The sequence below is a fragment of the Burkholderia sp. PvR073 genome, from assembly GCF_054055695.1.
The window spans coordinates 57,717-74,446 of record NZ_JBSRXO010000020.1 but is presented as its reverse complement, the minus strand read 5'-3'; the positions used below and the strand labels follow the sequence as shown (position 1 = coordinate 74,446).

General features: G+C 67.7%; 11 protein-coding genes and 1 tRNA gene. 2 read left to right on the top strand and 10 right to left on the bottom strand.

The features are described from left to right. Positions 1 to 53: 53 nt before the first annotated feature. Positions 54 to 130: transfer RNA gene (locus ACVK00_RS33135), tRNA-Met, on the bottom strand. Between the two features lie 181 nt (positions 131 to 311). Here ACVK00_RS33135 and xth point away from each other — a divergent pair. Then, positions 312 to 1,088, top strand: a complete 777-nt coding sequence (gene xth, locus ACVK00_RS33130) for an exodeoxyribonuclease III (protein WP_228904872.1) — start codon at positions 312 to 314, stop codon at positions 1,086 to 1,088. A gap of 25 nt (positions 1,089 to 1,113) precedes the next feature. On the opposite strand, the gene ACVK00_RS33125 is transcribed toward xth, so the two are convergent. The 4 genes from ACVK00_RS33125 to glnA all read right to left on the bottom strand — a co-directional run bounded on the left by ACVK00_RS33125 (position 1,114) and on the right by glnA (position 7,608). Next, complete coding sequence (locus ACVK00_RS33125) at positions 1,114 to 3,237, bottom strand: prolyl oligopeptidase family serine peptidase (RefSeq protein WP_284898921.1); 2,124 nt, start codon at positions 3,235 to 3,237, stop codon at positions 1,114 to 1,116. Between the two features lie 79 nt (positions 3,238 to 3,316). Further along, on the bottom strand, positions 3,317 to 4,843 hold the full coding sequence (gene ntrC / locus ACVK00_RS33120; RefSeq protein WP_284898919.1) for a nitrogen regulation protein NR(I): 1,527 nt from the start codon (positions 4,841 to 4,843) through the stop codon (positions 3,317 to 3,319). Positions 4,844 to 4,888: 45 nt separating this feature from the next. Further along, the gene (glnL, locus tag ACVK00_RS33115; RefSeq protein ID WP_006755023.1) at positions 4,889 to 6,031 is read right to left on the bottom strand and encodes a nitrogen regulation protein NR(II); all 1,143 of its coding nucleotides are present in this window, start codon (positions 6,029 to 6,031) and stop codon (positions 4,889 to 4,891) included. A 161-nt stretch (positions 6,032 to 6,192) separates the two neighbouring features. After that, positions 6,193 to 7,608, bottom strand: coding sequence for a type I glutamate--ammonia ligase (gene glnA, locus ACVK00_RS33110; RefSeq protein ID WP_228904876.1), 1,416 nt, complete (start codon positions 7,606 to 7,608; stop codon positions 6,193 to 6,195). 409 nt (positions 7,609 to 8,017) lie between these two features. Between glnA and ACVK00_RS33105 the strand changes: the two genes are divergently transcribed. Further along, a complete protein-coding gene (locus tag ACVK00_RS33105; protein WP_166724911.1) occupies positions 8,018 to 8,482 on the top strand; it encodes a rhodanese-like domain-containing protein in 465 nt (154 codons plus the stop codon). Between the two features lie 127 nt (positions 8,483 to 8,609). On the opposite strand, the gene ACVK00_RS33100 is transcribed toward ACVK00_RS33105, so the two are convergent. From ACVK00_RS33100 to hrpA, 5 genes are all read right to left on the bottom strand, one after another. Then, positions 8,610 to 9,425, bottom strand: a complete 816-nt coding sequence (locus ACVK00_RS33100) for a competence/damage-inducible protein A (protein ID WP_166724912.1) — start codon at positions 9,423 to 9,425, stop codon at positions 8,610 to 8,612. Beyond that, positions 9,422 to 10,249: an EI24 domain-containing protein gene (locus tag ACVK00_RS33095; RefSeq protein WP_166724913.1), complete on the bottom strand. Its 828-nt coding sequence runs from the start codon at positions 10,247 to 10,249 to the stop codon at positions 9,422 to 9,424. The genes ACVK00_RS33100 and ACVK00_RS33095 overlap by 4 nt, the downstream gene beginning before the upstream one ends. A 111-nt stretch (positions 10,250 to 10,360) precedes the next feature. Continuing rightward, on the bottom strand, positions 10,361 to 11,335 hold the full coding sequence (locus ACVK00_RS33090; RefSeq protein WP_228904881.1) for a sterol desaturase family protein: 975 nt from the start codon (positions 11,333 to 11,335) through the stop codon (positions 10,361 to 10,363). A gap of 16 nt (positions 11,336 to 11,351) precedes the next feature. Next, positions 11,352 to 12,341: a YVTN family beta-propeller repeat protein gene (locus ACVK00_RS33085; protein WP_284898915.1), complete on the bottom strand. Its 990-nt coding sequence runs from the start codon at positions 12,339 to 12,341 to the stop codon at positions 11,352 to 11,354. A 179-nt stretch (positions 12,342 to 12,520) separates the two neighbouring features. Beyond that, positions 12,521 to 16,726 (bottom strand): ATP-dependent RNA helicase HrpA, encoded by a 4,206-nt coding sequence (gene hrpA, locus ACVK00_RS33080; RefSeq protein WP_284898913.1) that lies wholly within the window; start codon positions 16,724 to 16,726, stop codon positions 12,521 to 12,523. Between the last annotated feature and the right edge of the window lie 4 nt (positions 16,727 to 16,730).

The window sequence follows — 16,730 nt, the reverse complement described above, 5'->3', positions numbered from 1 at the left end:
CCTGTCGACGAAGCGCGCATCGGTCATATGCGCTGCACATCGTCTGGTGTGCTTGGTTGCGGGGGTAGGATTTGAACCTACGACCTTCGGGTTATGAGCCCGACGAGCTGCCAGACTGCTCCACCCCGCGCCAGAGAAATAAATTATAGGGTGAGGAAGCACTCACGTCAACACCTTTGTCACAATTTCTTCGCGGGTCGTCGATATCGCGATGCGCGATGCGTGCTTCGCATCGCGTGTCGCGCGCGTTCGCGCCCCGTGCTCGCGGTAAGATGGCGGCCTTCGCATTCACCCCGCACGCATTCCCGTTCATGAAAATCGCCACCTGGAACGTCAACTCGCTCAACGTCCGCAAGCAACACGTGCTCGACTGGATCGCGCACAGCGGAACCGACGTGCTGTGCCTGCAGGAATTGAAGCTGCCGGACGAGAAATATCCGCGCGCCGATCTCGAGGCCATCGGCTACCGCAGCTGGTTCACGGGCCAGAGGACCTACAACGGCGTCGCGATCCTCGTGCGCGACACGCTCGCCGTCGACGAATCCGACGTCGTGCGCAACATTCCCGGCTTCGACGATCCGCAGCAGCGCGTGATCGCCGTGACGGTCGAGGGCGTGCGCATCGTGTCCGCGTATTTCCCGAACGGCCAGGCGCCCGACTCCGACAAGTTCGTCTACAAGATGCAGTGGCTCGACGCACTGCATGCGTGGCTGAGCGCCGAGCTGCAGCGCTATCCGAAGCTCGCGCTGCTCGGCGACTACAACATCGCGCCGGAAGACCGCGACGTGCACGATCCGGCGAAATGGGAAGGCCAGAACCTCGTGTCGCCGCAGGAGCGCGCGCACTTCGCGAAGCTGATCGAGCTCGGCTTCGTCGATGCATTCCGCCGCTTCGACCAGCCCGAGAAGACCTTCACGTGGTGGGACTACCGGATGCTCGCGTTCCGCCGCAACGCGGGGCTGCGCATCGACCACATCCTGCTGTCGCCTGCGCTCGCCGCCAACTGCACGTCGTGCGAAGTCGACCGCCTCCCGCGCACGTGGGAACAGCCGTCCGACCACACGCCCGTCGTCGCGGTCGTCGGCTGAGCCCCCCACCCGCTCGTGCCCGCGCTCAACCGCGCGCGGGTGCGGGCGGGGGCCCGAGATGAGCCCACAGGAAGCCGAATTCCGCCGCATCTGCTTCGGCACGCTCCAGATCGTCGGCGCTGCCGTGGCCGCCGTCCGTGTTCTCCCAGTACCACACCCGTTCGTGTCCGAGCGCATGCATGCGCGCGGCCATCTTGCGCGCATGCGCGGGATGCACGCGATCGTCGCGCGTCGACGTCGTCAGCAACAGCGGCGGATACACGACACCTTCGCGCACGCGGTGATACGGCGAGTAGGCGGCCAGCGCCGCGCCCTCGCGCGAATCGTCCGGGTCGCCGTATTCGTCGAGCCACGCGGCGCCCGCATGCAGCTTCGGATAGCGCCGCATGTCGAGCAGCGGCACGCGGCACAGCACCGCACCGAACAGCTCCGGACGCTGCACCATGCACGCGCCGACCAGCAGCCCGCCGTTGCTGCCGCCCTCGATGCCGAGCTGCGCGGCCGTCGTCACGCCGCTGCGGATCAGATCCTCGGCCACCGCGATGAAGTCGTCGAACGCACGCTGCCGATGCTCGCGCTGCGCGTCGACGTGCCAGCCCGGCCCGAATTCGCCGCCGCCGCGGATGTGCGCGAACACCGCGACGCCGCCGCGTTCGAGCCATGCGATGCCCAGTGCATCGCTATAGCCCGGCAGGTTCGGAATCGCGAAGCCGCCATAGCCTGACAGCAGGCAGGGTCGCGCGACGCGGGCGACGCCGTCGGGATGATCCAGCCCATCGAGTGCGTCACGCGGCCCGATCAGCGTGTACGGCACCACCGTGCCGTCGCGCGAGCGGGCATTGGCGCGCCGCACGGCGAGCCCGGCCGCGTCGAACCGCACCGGCGGCCGGTCGAGCAGCACGCGGCGCGACGCCGCATCGGCCGCGCGATCGGCCAGATCGGCAAGCCAGCATTCGGGGGGATCGAGATAGGTGTCGACGTCCACGTACACGTCGTCGTTCAGCGTAGACTCGACCGGCTCGACGTCGACTTGCGCGTCGCCCGGCCACTCGAACGGCCGCGCGTGCCACGTCCATGCGCCGTCCTCGCCCTGGCGCGGCTGCCACAGCATCGTGCGGTTTTGCACGTCGTCGAGCCAGCTCGCGATCAGCATCGTGCGGGTATGCGTCCACGTGCACGCGGACGTCGACGGCCGCGGTTCGAACAGCGTCGTGAGCTCACGCGCGCCGGCGAGGAACGCCTGCTCGCGGATCGCGAGCAGCGAGCCGCCCGCGTGACGCACGCCGCCGCAGTCCCAGTCGAGCCGCGGCTCCAGCACGAGCCAGCCCTCCCAGAAGCCGACCTCGACGTGCGTCGGCACGTCGTAGCGCGCCCACTCGCCCGCGTCGGTCAGCCAGTACGCGTGGGCGTCGAAGAAATCCACGCTGCGCCACGCGACGTGGCGGCCGTCGATCGGATCGAACGCCGCGCCCGCGCTGATGTCGTCGGGTTCGCCGCGAAACACGACCGGCGCATCGGCAAGCGGCGTGCCGCGTACCCAGCGGCGCGCGTCGTACGGATAGCCGGCCGCGGTCGCATGCGCTTCGCCGCGGTCCCAGCTCACGTAGACGGTATCGCGGTCGATCCAGCCGACCGTGTGATGCCCCGGCTCGTCGATCGTGAACCCGTCGTCGACGAAACGGCGCTGCACGAGATCGAACTCGCGCACGACGACCGCGTCGGCGCCGCCCGGTGACAGCGACAGCAGCGCGCGATCGCCGTCCGGGTACAGGATCGCGTCCTGCTCGAACACCCACGACTCGCCCTCTTGCGCGCCGAGCGCGTCGACGTCGAGCAGCGTTTCCCACTCGGGCCGGCCCGCGCGCCAGTCGTCCCAGCGCGCGCGGCGCCACAGTCCCTTCGGGTGGAGATCGTCCTGCCACAGGTCGTACGCCCACTCGCGCCAGCGGGTCGGAATCACCGGGCGTTCGCGCGGCAGATACGCCTGCGCGAGCCGCGCGGTGAGCGCGCGATACGCATCGTCGTCGCGCAGCGCGGCACGCGTGCGCGCGTTCTGCTCATCGACCCACGCGCGGGCGCGCTTGCTGTCGAGCGATTCGAGAAAACGGAAGGGATCGGCCCCGGCGGGCCAGCGGAAGGAATCGGACATGACGGATCGCACGTGACGGCAAACCGAGATTATGTCCGATCGCGGCATGCGCGATGCCCGCGCATGCCGCGACGGAGGCTCAAGGCTCCAGGTGCAGTTCCTGGATCTTGCGCGTGATCGTGTTACGGCCGATGCCGAGCCGCTCCGCCGCCTCGACCTTGCGGCCGCGCGTGAAGTCGAGCGCCTCGCGGATCACGGCCGCCTCGAAGCGGCGCGCGAGCTCGTCCATCACGTCGGCCGAGTTCTCGCGCAACAGCCGCGCAACTTCGGTGCGCAGCCCGTTTTCCCACATCGGATAACCGGCCGGCGCGCCGTTCGGTGCAGCCGCGACGGGCGCCGCCGTCAACGGCGCCGCACCGAGCGCCGGCTGCACGCGCAGCCCGTCGCCACCGCCGAGGCTCGCGCCGCCGTGCGCATCCATGCCATCGGCCGTCGCAGTCACCGGCGCACCTGCCGGCACGAGGTCGGGCGGCAGGTCCTTGATCTCGACCGTCTGCGCGGGCGCCATCACGGTCAGCCAGTTCGCGAGATTCTCGAGCTGCCGCACGTTGCCGGGGAACGACAACGACGTCAGGTACGCCAGCGCGTCGTCGGACACGCGCTTGGGCTCGACGCCGAGATCGCGCGCGCTCTTCTGCAGGAAGTGGCGCGTGAGCAGCGCGATGTCCTCGCTGCGTTCGCGCAGCGGCGGCAGCCGCAGCCGGATCACGTTGAGCCGGTGGTAAAGATCCTCGCGGAACAGCCCCTGCCGCACGCGCGCCTCGAGATTCTGGTGCGTCGCGGCGATCACGCGCACGTTCGCACGCAGCGGGTTGTGGCCGCCGACCCGGTAGAACTGCCCGTCCGACAGCACGCGCAACAGGCGTGTCTGCAGGTCGAACGGCATGTCGCCGATTTCGTCGAGGAACAGCGTGCCGTTCTCGGCCTGTTCGAAGCGGCCCTGGCGCGTCGTCTGCGCGCCGGTGAACGCGCCGCGCTCATGACCGAACAGTTCGGATTCGAGCAGGTCCTTCGGAATCGCCGCGGTGTTCAGCGCGATGAACGGTCCGTTCGCCCGCGGGCTGTGCCGGTGCAGCGCCCGCGCGACGAGCTCCTTGCCGGTGCCCGATTCGCCGGTGATCAGCACGGTCGCGGCCGAATGCGACAGGCGGCCGATCGCGCGGAACATGTCCTGCATCGCGGGTGCCTGGCCGAGCATCTCGGGCGCCTCGGCCACGCGCTCGTCCTGCGGCGCGCCGCTGCGCAGGCTTTCCTCGACCGCGCGGCGGATCAGCTCGACCGCCTTGTCGACGTCGAACGGCTTCGCGAGATATTCGAACGCGCCGCCCTGGAACGCCGCGACGGCGCTGTCGAGGTCGGAGAACGCCGTCATGATGATGACGGGCAGGTCCGGCAGACGCTCGTGCACCGCCTGCAGCAGCTCGAGGCCGGAGCCGCCCGGCATCCGGATGTCGGATACGAGCACCTGCGGCGTCTCGTGGTCGAGCGCGGCCAGCGCGTCGCGCACGTTCGCGAAACTCTTCGTCGCGAAGCTGTCCCGGGCGAGCGCCTTTTCGAGCACCCAGCGGATCGATTGATCGTCGTCTACTATCCAGATCGGCTTCATAGGTCGGTCAGTATTGGGGAATCCGGTGAATCGCCATGCTGCCGCTCAATGGTCGAGCGGCAGCAGGATCTGAAATTCGGTACGTCCGGGCCGGCTGTCGACCTCGATCATCCCGTCGTGCTGCTGCACGAACGTCTGCGCGAGCGTGAGGCCGAGGCCGCTGCCGTCGTCGCGCCCGGACACGAGCGGGTAGAAGATCCGGTCGCGGATCTCTTCCGGAATGCCCGGTCCGTTGTCGACTACATGCAAGTCCAGTGCCAGCTTGTACAGGCGCTTCGCGACCGTCACCTTGCGCGCGACGCGGGTGCGCAGCTCGATCTTCGCGTCGCCCTGCGCGATCCGTTCGCGCAGCGCCTGCGCGGCGTTGCGCACGATGTTCAGCAGCGCCTGGATCAACTGCTCCTTGTCGCCGCGCAGGTCGGGCACGCTGACGTCGTAGTCGCGCTCGATCGTGAGCCCGCGCGGAAATTCCGCGAGCATCACCGCGCGCACGCGTTCGCACACTTCATGAATGTTCACGTCGCCGACGATGTGCGGATGCCGGTGCGGCTCGAGCAACCGGTCGACGAGCGTCTGCAGGCGGTCGGACTCCTTGATGATCACCTGCGTGTATTCGCGCAACTCGCCGCGCTCGCGCTCGCTCAGCTCGAATTCGAGCAGCTGGGCTGCGCCGCGAATGCCGCCGAGCGGGTTCTTGATCTCGTGCGCGAGATTGCGGATCAGTTGCTTGTTGACCGCGGTCAGGTCGTGGATCCGTTCCTCGCGATCGGTGCGCGACTGCCGTTCGTTCTCGAACAGTTCGACGAGCACGAAATCGGGCGCGGTCTCGAGGAAGCCGACGATCGCATGCACGTGCAGCGCCTCGTGGCCGGGCCGGTCGAGCACCGTGTCGAGATGCGTCGCGTGAAAGCGCTCCTGGCCGATCGCGGTGATCGTCGACGCGAGCTCGTTCGCGTTCGGAAAAATCTCGCCCCACGGCCGCTGCGCGAGCTGCCGCCGAGAGATGTCGAGCATCGCCTCCGCGGACGGGTTCGCGAACGCAACCCTGAGCGTCTTGCGGTCGAGCACGATCACGACCGTCGGCAGTGCTTCCAGCCCCGCAAGCAGGCCCGAGCGCGCGAGCCGCTCGTCTTCCGTCAGTCGCTCGGGCTGCCCCGTCTTCGCCTTGATCAGATTCTTGAGAGCCATCTTGCGTATCGTCGCGCCTCACCGGGTGGGAACATGAAAATTTGCGGAACAAAAAAGGGACGGCTGGACGCCGTCCCCTTTCAGACTCCGCGGTTCCCGCCGCAGGCCGCGCGACGGGAACGAACCGGCATGACGGCGCTCACTCGAAGCGCCATCGCCGATTACAGCGAGTAGTACATCTCGAACTCGATCGGATGCGTCGTCATGCGGAACTTCGCCAGCTCCTGCTCCTTCAGCGCGAGGTACGCATCGAGCATGCTGTCCGTGAACACGCCACCGCGCGTCAGGAACTCGCGATCCTTGTCGAGCGCTTCCAGTGCCTGGTCGAGGCCCGCGCAGACGGTCGGGATCTTTGCATCCTCTTCCGGCGGCAGGTCGTACAGGTTCTTGTCCGCGGCTTCGCCCGGATGGATCTTGTTCTGGATCCCGTCGAGGCCGGCCATCATCAGCGCCGTGAAGCACAGGTACGGGTTCGCCATCGGATCCGGGAAGCGCGTTTCGATACGGCGACCCTTCGGGTTCGACACGTGCGGAATGCGGATCGATGCCGAACGGTTACGCGCCGAGTAAGCGAGCTTGACCGGTGCTTCGAAGTGCGGGACCAGACGCTTGTACGAGTTCGTCGTCGGGTTCGTGATCGCGTTCAGTGCACGGGCGTGCTTGATGATGCCGCCGATGTAGAACAGCGCCAGTTCCGACAGGCCGGCATAGCCGTTGCCCGCGAACAGGTTCTGGCCGTCCTTCCAGATCGACTGGTGAACGTGCATGCCCGAACCGTTGTCGCCGACGACCGGCTTCGGCATGAACGTCGCCGTCTTGCCGTACGAGTGCGCGACGTTATGGATGATGTACTTCGACCATTGCGTCCAGTCGGCGCGCTGAACCAGCGTCGAGAACTTCGTGCCGATTTCGTTCTGGCCCTGGCCCGCCACTTCGTGGTGGTGCACTTCGACCGGGATGCCGAGCTGTTCGAGCAGCAGGCACATTTCCGAACGCATGTCCTGGAACGTGTCGACCGGCGCGACCGGGAAGTAGCCGCCCTTCGTGCCCGGACGGTGGCCCGTGTTGCCGCCTTCGAATTCCTTGCCTGCCGACCACGGTGCTTCTTCCGAGTTGATCTTCACGAAGCAGCCCGACATGTCCGTGTTCCACTGGACCGAGTCGAAAATGAAGAATTCCGGTTCCGGACCAAAGTAGGCCGTGTCGCCGATGCCCGTGCTCTTCAGGTACGCTTCGCCGCGTTTCGCGAGCGAACGCGGATCGCGTTCGTAGCCCTTGCCATCGGCCGGCTCGACCACGTCGCAGGTCAGCACAAGGGTCGACTCTTCATAGAACGGGTCGACGAAGGCGGCGCTCGGGTCCGGCATGAGCAGCATGTCCGACGCCTCGATGCCCTTCCAGCCGGCGATCGACGAGCCGTCGAATGCATGACCGCTTTCGAACTTGTCTTCGTCGAACGCCGAAACCGGCACCGACACGTGCTGCTCCTTGCCGCGCGTATCCGTGAAGCGGAAATCGACAAACTTGCAGTCCTCGTCCTTCACGAGCTGCATGACGTCGGCGACGGTTTTACTCATAACCTCTTCTCCTGATTGAACAATTCCGGCGGACTGGGAACCGCCTCGTTTATCGAGCTGCCCGGAGTCTGGCTTTGGCGCAGCGCGCCCCGGGTCGACCGAATTCTATATAGCAGCTTCCGTGCCAACCATACACAGAAGCGACATGAATCGCGCCAGCCCGCGCCACTGCGGGGCCCTGCTGCGCGATTCCGGGGCCGGGCGCCGCACCGGTGCTCGCGGGATCGCACCGATATGGTGCAACCGATGAGAGGCGCCGGCGCGACGGAATCATTTTGGTGCATGCGCACCATTCTGCACTCTTTTGGTGAGCACGGGGCGGTGCATGCGCGGCAGGCCACGCGCACATCCGCGCGGCGCCGCCGCGCTAGAATGTTCGTTTGACCGAACCATACGGAGACCTCCTGCCATGAGTACGCTCGACCAGCTTTACGCGAAGGCCGAAGAACGCCGCACCCAAGGCGCGCTCAACTATGCCGGCGCACTGCTGCCGGTCGAGGCATTCGAACTGCTGCAGCTCGACCCGTCGGCGCGCCTCGTCGACGTGCGCACCCGCGCCGAGCTCGACTGGATCGGCCGCCCGCTCGTCGGCGACGGCCAGTACCTGCACCTCGAATGGACGCGCTACCCGGGCGGCGTGCCGAACGCCGAATTCGTCAACGAACTGAAGGCGGCCCTCCCGGCCGATACGCCCATCCTGTTCCTGTGCCGCAGCGCCGCGCGCTCGAAGCTCGCCGCGGTCGCGTCGTCGCAGGCCGGCTTCACGAAGGCGTTCGACCTGCTCGAAGGCTTCGAGGGCGGCAAGGACGCCGAAGGCCACCGCAAGACGGTCGACGGCTGGTGCTTCCGGAAACTGCCGTGGATCGGCGCCTGAGCGCACATCCGTTCAGGCACGCCCGACTGCCACATCGTCGAGCCGGGCGATGACATCCCGATGACGGGCCGCGTTGCGCGGCCCGTGGTTTTTGCGCGGTCCGTTTGCGCGATTGATCGCGGGCCGCTCAGGCGCGCGGCGCATCCGGCTCGACGACATCGCCGCCGAGCAGATGCACGCCTTCGCGCAGCTTCACGAACGCGGCCGCAACCGCTTCCGGCTCACCCTTCACGCCGAGATCGATATGCCGGCGCGCGTAGATGCCGCCGCGCTCCGCGTCGCCCACGCTCGGCAGGCTGAAGACGCGCACGCCCGGGAAGTCGCGCTCGATGTTCTCCATCAGCGGCGTCAACGTCGATTCGGGCAGTTCGAACACGAACAGCGAGCGCTCCGCGTGCGGCGTCACATGATGGAGATGCTGGTACTTCGTGTCGAGCACCCATTCGATCATCGGCCACGCCATCACCGGGAAGCCGGGCACGAAATGGAGATCGCCGACCGAGAAACCGGGAATCCGGTTATAGCCGTTCGGGATGATCGTCGCGCCCACCGGAAACACGCCCATGTTGAAGCGGTGCCGGTTTTCCGGCGAATCGAAATCGACCGGCGTGGCCGGATCGGTGTGCGTCTCGCGAATGCGCTCCGAAATCAGCGCCTTCGCTTCCGGATGCAGCGCGAGCGGCACGCCGAGCGCGGCGGCGGCGCACTGGCGCGTATGGTCGTCCGGCGTCGCGCCGATCCCGCCCGTGGAAAACACGATGTCGCCGGACGCGATCGCGCGTGCGAGCGTCGCGGTGATCCGCGCCGGATCGTCGCCGACGTATTCGGCCCAGTCGAGCGCGAGGCCGCGCGCGCCGAGCAGCTCGATGACCTTCGCCAGATGCTTGTCCTGCCGGCGGCCCGAGAGGATTTCGTCGCCGATGATGATGATGCCGATGCTCATGCCTGCCCCATGTCGATTGCAGTGGCGCGCGAACTCGCGCGCAGGTCGTCCAGCGCGCGCAGGCAATAGTGCCCGAACCACAGCGCCGAGAAGACCAGGATGAAAGCGTAAACCCAGATCATCGCCGCCGCCACGAACGGAAACAGCACCATCATCCAGACCGACGACACCCACACGAAGGTCGGCACGGTGCCGAGCAGGCCGGTCGCGACGCCGATGCCGATCAGCGGCCAGCGATGCTGCCGCACGAGCGCGCGGCGCTCGTCGCGGCTCGCGTGCTGGGCGAGCGCGTCGTAGGTCATCACGCGGTACGTGAGCCAGCCCCAGATCACGGGCGGCAGCAGCGCGAAGAACGGCGGAATCAGCCACAGCGGGATCGTGACGACGAGCAGCACGACGCCGACGAGCGCCGCACCGAGCGAATTGACCGCGCTGCCGAGGAATGTGCCGCCCCGCTTCGCCTCGAGCGCGGCGAACTGTCGGTTCGACAGGTGCTTGATCACGACCGGCATCGAGATTGTCGCGATCAGCAGCAGCACGGTCAGCACGATCAGCGGAATCGCGAGCGACACGACGACGAACGGCGCGACGACCGCATGCAGCTGCGACATCCCGATCGCGTCGAACGCGCGGTACAGCGCGGCGGTCAGCACGAAGCCGTCGAGCGCGCCGCGCGCGGCATCGATCAGCGCCTGCCACGAGAACCACAACAAGACGCCCCACAGCAGCGCCGAGACGACGAAGGGCATCAGGGTCAGCCACAGCATGCGCGGGTGCAGCGCGCTGGCGAACGCCCGGATGAAGGAGCGCAGCAAGTCGTTCATGCGAACCTGTATCGACGGAGAAAAACGGGGAAAGGATAAACCACACGGCCCGCATGCGCCAAAGCGCATGCGGGCCGTGTAGGGAAGCGGTTCAACGGGACGGTGACGAGGTCAGGCCGACGCCGCGCCGCGCTTCGCAGGAACGAGGCGCCGGAAGATCCGCACGAACGCGAGGCCGTGCTGCGCCCAGAAGCCGTCGCCGTAGGACACGCCCTCGACCTGCTCGCGGATGCCGGTCGGCTCGACCGTGCGGTTCCACGACGCGGTGCCGAACATGACGTCCCACCACGGGAACAGCACGCCGAAGTTGCAGCCGTACTTGGTGCCTTCATGGCCGTAGCCGACCGCGTGGTGGCGCCGGTGGAAAGTCGGGCTCACGAGCAGGCGCTCGCCGAGCCGGCCGAACGACAGTCGCGCATTCGTATGCTGGATGCTCTGCAAGAAGTTGGTGACCGCGGTCAGCACGACGAACTGCGACGGCGTCACGCCGATCACGAGCGCGATCGCGGCGAAGAAGCACGACTGGAGCACGTCGTCGAGCAGGTGGTTGCGGTCGTCGCACCACAGCGACATCTGCCGCTGGCTGTGATGGACCGCGTGCAGTTCCCACCAGATGCCGAACTTGTGCTGCCAGCGGTGATACCAGTAGCCGGCGAAGTCGAGCACGATGAGGTAGATCGCGAACGCGACGATCGGCTGCGAGGTCACGCCGGGCCACAGATAGTCGAGGTTGAAGTTCGCGACGCCGTGCAGGCGCAGCCACGACTGGAACTTGTCGAACACCGGCTGCAGCGCGAAGAAGAAGAACAGCGTATAGATGCCGAGCTTCGAGATCGCCGTGTAGATCACGTCGACCCGCACCGCGCGGCGGTTCTTCCAGCGCTCGACGGGCGCGAGCGCCTCGAGCGGGCGCAGCAGCGCGAACATCAGCACCATCTGCAGCGCGCCGATGATCACCCAGTACAGTGCGTCGTAGGTGTCCTCGTCATAGTCCATCAGGTTGAACTTGAAGAGGAGCGGCTGCACGACGTCGACGTACAGCCAGGTCTGGATGTCCGACACGAACGCATCGATCAGGTGCAGCATCGTTCGCCTCCGCCCGTCACGCGCCGTTTGCAGCCTTCCACGGCGCGCGGTCGTAGAAGTAGATCCCGTGCGGCGAACGGCCGACGGCGATCGTCTGCACCAGCTTGCGCGATGCCAGATCGATGATACCGACCTTCTTCGCGAAGCGGAACGTCACCCACAGCGTCTTCTTGTCGGCCGACAGCTCCATGTCGTCCGGCCCCGGCAGCAGGCCGGTGATGTCGCCGACGTTGGTGAGGGTGTTCTCGTCGAGAATGCTGATCGTGTTCGCGACCCGGTTCGTGACGGCGACGTGCGTGCCGTCGGCGAGCGAGCGGAAGTTGTGCGCGCCCTTGCCCGTGTAGATCTGCTTGACGACCTTCTGGTTGCGCCAGTCGACGACCGCGACGTAATCCGCGCCGGTCATCCCGACCAGCAGGAACTTGTCGTCCGGCGTGAGCCACAGGCCGGCCGGCACCTTGCCGACCTTCATCTTCCACTTGACCGTCTGCGTCGGCAGGTCGATCGCCGCGATCTCGCCGGACACCTGCAGCGACACGAGCAGCGTCTTGCTGTCCTTCGTGAACGCGAGGTGGCTCGGCATCACCGCCAGCGGCACGCGCTTCGCGAGGTGCACGTCGTGGCCGTCGTAGCTGTAGATGTCGACGCGGTCGAGCCGCAGCCCCGCCGCCGCGAACCACTTGCGGTCGGGCGAGAAGCCGAGCTGGTACGGATCGTCGATCCCTTCGACGGTGCGCTGCAGCTTGCCCGTCTTCGGATCGAGGAACATCAGGCTGTTCGAGATCGAATTTGCGACGATCAGCGACGAATTGTCGGGCGTCGCCATCAAATGGTGCGGCTCCTTGCCGGTCGGCATCGTGGAGACGACCTCGCGAGTCTGCTGGTCGATCAGGGAAAGCGTCGCTTCGGCCGAGTTGAGGATGATCACGTTATTCGCGTGTGCGGCCGGCGCCAGCACGGCGGCGGCCAGCGCGAGTGCGCGGCCGAGGGAAAGGAAAGTGCGCATGAAGACTCACGTCGTGGAACAGCAGTCATTGTAGAACGTTCGACCGGCCCCGCCGGTTGACGCAAGCCGGGGTTGCGCCACATCGACGCACGCCGCGCCGGCCGTGCGGCCGACTGCGGCAGGCGCCACGGGCCGGCCGCGGTCGGCAGCCGGCGCGGGGCCGGCGGGCCGCCGTGGCGCTAGCGCTGCATCGACTCCCACACCTTGTGCAGACGCTTGACAGAGACAGGCATCGGCGTGCGCAGTTCCTGCGCAAACAGCGAAATTCGCAATTCTTCCAGCAACCAGCGGAATTCCGCGAGCCGCGGATCGGCCACGCCGCCGCGCTGCGACACCGCGCGCTGGTACTGCTGCACAAGCGGCAGCAGCTCGCCGGACTGCTTCGCGTCGCGCGCCGGGTCGGCCTTCAGCTTGTCGATCCGCAACGCGATGCCCTTCAGATAGCGCGGGAAGTGCGCAAGCTGTGCGTAAGGCGTGTCGATCACGAAGCGCTTGCCGACCAGCGCCGCGAGCTGCTGCTGGAGATCCGCGTGGGCCTGCGCAAACGGCTTCGCCTGCGCGAGCTTCTTCACGAGCCCCGCGTATTCGGCGAGGATCTGCCCGACGAGCCGCGCGATCTCCTGCGCGAGCAGGTTCAGGCGGCTCCGGCCCTCGTCGCGACGCGCATGGAAGCTCACGTCGTCGTCGGGCAGCGGATCCTGCAGGCACGCGCGGTCGAGCGCCGTGTCGATCAGCTGGTCGCGCAGCTCGTCCTGCGTGCCGAGCGACATGTACTGCATCGCCATCTCGCGCAGCCCCGGCAGGTTCTTCTCGAGGAACTTGATCGGCTCCTTCAATTGCAGCGCGAACAGCCGCCGCAAGCCGGCCCGGTGAATCCGCGCGGCCTCCTCCGGCGAGTCGAACACCTCGACGTCGCAATGCGTGCCGCGATCGACGAGTGCCGGATAGCCGTACAGCGTCTGGCCGCGCCGACGGATCTCCAGCAGCTCGGGGAGCTTGCCGAAGTTCCACGTCGTCAGGTTCTCGTACAGCGCGGTCGCGCCGGCTTCCGCCGCGGCGGCCGTGTTCGGCGCCGCGCCCTTGCCGGCCTTGCCGCCCTTCGCCGCTGAACCCGGCGCGGCAGCGGGCGCCGGCGTGTCGCCAGCATTGCCCGCGTCGCCCGTGCCAGCCTCGCCGCCGGGCGCGATCGTCGACGCCGCCGCGATCTTCTGGAACTGCTGCTGCGCCTGCGCGCCCAGTTCCTGCCGCAGCTGCGCGAGATTGCGCCCCATCGCGAGCTGGCGGCCGTGCTCGTCGATCACCTTGAAGTTCATGAACAGGTGCGCGGGCAGCGTCTCGAGCTTGAAGTCGGCCGTCTTCATCGCGACCTGCGTCTCGCCGCGCACGTCGGCGATCAGCGCCTCGACGAGGCCGCCCGCGCCGAAGCGCTCGCGCCCCATGCGCTCGACGAAGCCGGCCGCGTACTCGGGCAGCGGCACGCAGTGCCGGCGCAGCTTCTGCGGCAGCGACTTCAGCAGCAGCTGCACCTTCTCCTTCAGCATTCCCGGCACGAGCCATTCGCAGCGACGCGCGTCGACCTGGTTCAGCGCATACAGCGGCACCGCGAGCGTCACGCCGTCGCGCGGCGTGCCGGGCTCGAAGTGGTACGTGAGCGCCATCTCGACGCCGGCCATCGTCGCGCGCTTCGGGAACAGCTCGGTCGTCACACCGGCCGCCTCGTGGCGCATCAGGTCGTCGCGCGACAGGTACAGCAGCCGCTGCTTGTCCTCCGCCCGGCCGCCCTTGCTCACCTCGTCGCGATACCAGCGCTCGAACGCGGCGCCCGTGTGGATGCCCTCCGGAATCGCCTGATCGTAGTACGCGTAGATCAATTCGTCGTCGACCAGCACGTCCTGCCGGCGCGACTTGTGCTCGAGCTGCTCGATGTCGGCGAGCAGCTTGCGGTTGTGCGCGAAGAACGGCAGCTTCGTGTCGAACTCGCCCTCGACCAGCGCGCCGCGAATGAACAGCTCGCGCGCTCGCGCCGGATCCTGCCGGCCGAACGCGACGCGCCGGCGGTGGTAGATCGGCAGCCCGTACAGCGTCGCGCGCTCGAACGCGCTGACCTGCGCGGGACGCTTTTCCCAGTGCGGCTCCGACAGTGACTTCTTCAGCAGGTGCGCGCCGATCTTCTCGACCCATTCCGGCTCGATCTTCGCGAGGCAGCGCGCGTACAGCCGGCTCGTCTCGACGAGTTCGGCCGCCATCACCCAGCGGCCGGCCTTCTTCGCGAGCGCGGAGCCCGGCCACAGGTAGAACTTGATCCCGCGCGCGCCGAGATAGTGCGGATCGTCGTCGGCCTTCATGCCGAGGTTGCCGAGCAGGCCCGTCAACAGGGCCAGATGGATCTGCTCGTAGGTTGCCTCGACTTCGTTGAGCCGCCAGCCATGCTCGCGCACGACCGTCAGCAGTTGCGAATGCACGTCGCGCCATTCGCGCAGCCGCAGGTGCGACAGGAAGTTCTGCCGACACGCGTCAATCAGCTGACGGTTCGATTTCTTGTGCGCGACGGCCTCTTCGAACCACGCCCAGATCTTCAGCCACTGCAGGAATTCGGAGCGCTCGTCGGCGAACCGGCGGTGCGCCTGGTCGGCCTGCTCCTGCGCTTCGATCGGACGGTCGCGCGGGTCCTGCACGGACAGCGCGCTCGCGATGATCAGCACCTCGCGCAGCGACTGCTGGTCGCGTGCGGCGAGGATCATCCGGCCGACGCGCGGATCGAGCGGCAGCCGCGCGAGCTCGCGGCCGAGCGGCGTCAGCGCGTTGTCGTCGTCGACCGCGCCGAGTTCGTTGAGCAACTGGTAGCCGTCCGCGATCGCGCGGCCGGGCGGCGGCTCGAGGAACGGGAACGATTCGATTTCGGTCAGGTGCAGCGACTTCATCCGCAGAATCACCGACGCGAGCGACGAGCGCAGGATTTCCGGATCGGTGAAGCGTGCGCGCGCCTGGTAGTCGCTTTCCTCGTACAAGCGGATGCAGACGCCATCGGCCACCCGGCCGCAGCGACCCGCGCGCTGATTCGCGGCGGCCTGCGAGATCGACTCGACCTGCAGCTGCTCGACCTTGTTCCGGTACGAATAGCGCTTCACGCGCGCGAGACCGGTGTCGACGACGTAGCGGATGCCCGGCACCGTCAGCGACGTTTCGGCCACGTTGGTCGCAAGCACGATGCGGCGCGCGTTCGACGCCTTGAATACCTTGTCCTGGTCGGCCGCAGAGAGTCGCGCGAACAGCGGCAGGATCTCGGTATGCGGCGGATGGTGCTTGCGCAGCGCCTCGGCCGCTTCGCGAATCTCGCGCTCGCCGGGCAGGAACACCAGCACGTCGCCGGGGCCTTCGCGGCACAGTTCGTCGACCGCGTCGACGATCGCGTCCATCAGGTCGCGTTCGGCCTCGCGTGCGGTTTTCACGCGGTCGCGGCCGCCCGTGCCCTCGGCGTTCTTCACGGCCGGGCGATCCTCGGCCACCGGGCGGTAGCGCATCTCGACCGGATACAGCCGCCCGCTCACCTCGATCACCGGCGCCGGGCGCTCGTCGCTGCCGAAATGGCGCGCGAAGCGGTCGGCGTCGATCGTCGCGGACGTGACGATCAGCTTCAGGTCCGGCCGCCTCGGCAGGATCTCCTTCAGGTAGCCGAGCAGGAAGTCGATGTTCAGGCTGCGCTCGTGCGCCTCGTCGATGATCAGCGTGTCGTACGCCTTCAGCAGCGGGTCGGTCTGCGTCTCGGCGAGCAGGATGCCGTCCGTCATCAGCTTCACGGACGCGCCCGGCGCGAGATTGTCGGTGAAGCGCACCTTGTAGCCGACCACCTCGCCGAACGGCGTGCCGAGTTCCTCGGCGATCCGCCGGCCGGTCGACGATGCGGCCAGGCGCCGCGGCTGCGTATGGCCGATCAGGCCCGTGCCGCCGGCGCCGAGGCCGCGGCCGAGATCGAGACAGATCTTCGGCAGCTGGGTGGTCTTGCCCGACCCCGTTTCGCCGCAGACGATGACAACCTGGTGAGCGGCGATCGCGCGCGCGATTTCGTCGCGCTTGCCCGATACGGGCAGGCTTTCGGGATACGTGATCGGCGGAACGGGATTCGGTGCGACGGCCGCGCGCGGCGCACGCTCGCGGCGTGGGGTGCGCGCATCCGCCCGCGGTGCGTCCGTCGCCGCGGCCGGCGGGTGCGCGTCGCCGCGCCGTTCGTCACCGCGCGGCCCGCGCGGCGGCTTGCCTGCCTGCTGTTGCTGCGGCTGGCGCGGCGGCTGGCCTTGCTGCTCACGCGCATCGGCCGCACCATCCGGGTGCCTGGCCGACGGCGCTTTGGCCCGCGTCGGCGCGGGACTTTTAGGTACATTCGACATGGGG

Excerpts from the sequence above, each read along its gene's own strand:
- ntrC (WP_284898919.1), bottom strand. The coding sequence starts at position 4,843 with ATGAAGCCGATCTGGATAGTAGACGACGATCAATCGATCCGCTGGGTG.
- xth (WP_228904872.1), top strand. The coding sequence starts at position 312 with ATGAAAATCGCCACCTGGAACGTCAACTCGCTCAACGTCCGCAAGCAA.
- glnL (WP_006755023.1), bottom strand. The coding sequence starts at position 6,031 with ATGGCTCTCAAGAATCTGATCAAGGCGAAGACGGGGCAGCCCGAGCGA.
- glnA (WP_228904876.1), bottom strand. The coding sequence starts at position 7,608 with ATGAGTAAAACCGTCGCCGACGTCATGCAGCTCGTGAAGGACGAGGAC.
- ACVK00_RS33085 (WP_284898915.1), bottom strand. The coding sequence starts at position 12,341 with ATGCGCACTTTCCTTTCCCTCGGCCGCGCACTCGCGCTGGCCGCCGCC.
- hrpA (WP_284898913.1), bottom strand. The coding sequence starts at position 16,726 with ATGTCGAATGTACCTAAAAGTCCCGCGCCGACGCGGGCCAAAGCGCCG.
- ACVK00_RS33125 (WP_284898921.1), bottom strand. The coding sequence starts at position 3,237 with ATGTCCGATTCCTTCCGCTGGCCCGCCGGGGCCGATCCCTTCCGTTTT.
- ACVK00_RS33095 (WP_166724913.1), bottom strand. The coding sequence starts at position 10,249 with ATGAACGACTTGCTGCGCTCCTTCATCCGGGCGTTCGCCAGCGCGCTG.
- ACVK00_RS33090 (WP_228904881.1), bottom strand. The coding sequence starts at position 11,335 with ATGCTGCACCTGATCGATGCGTTCGTGTCGGACATCCAGACCTGGCTG.
- ACVK00_RS33100 (WP_166724912.1), bottom strand. The coding sequence starts at position 9,425 with ATGAGCATCGGCATCATCATCATCGGCGACGAAATCCTCTCGGGCCGC.
- ACVK00_RS33105 (WP_166724911.1), top strand. The coding sequence starts at position 8,018 with ATGAGTACGCTCGACCAGCTTTACGCGAAGGCCGAAGAACGCCGCACC.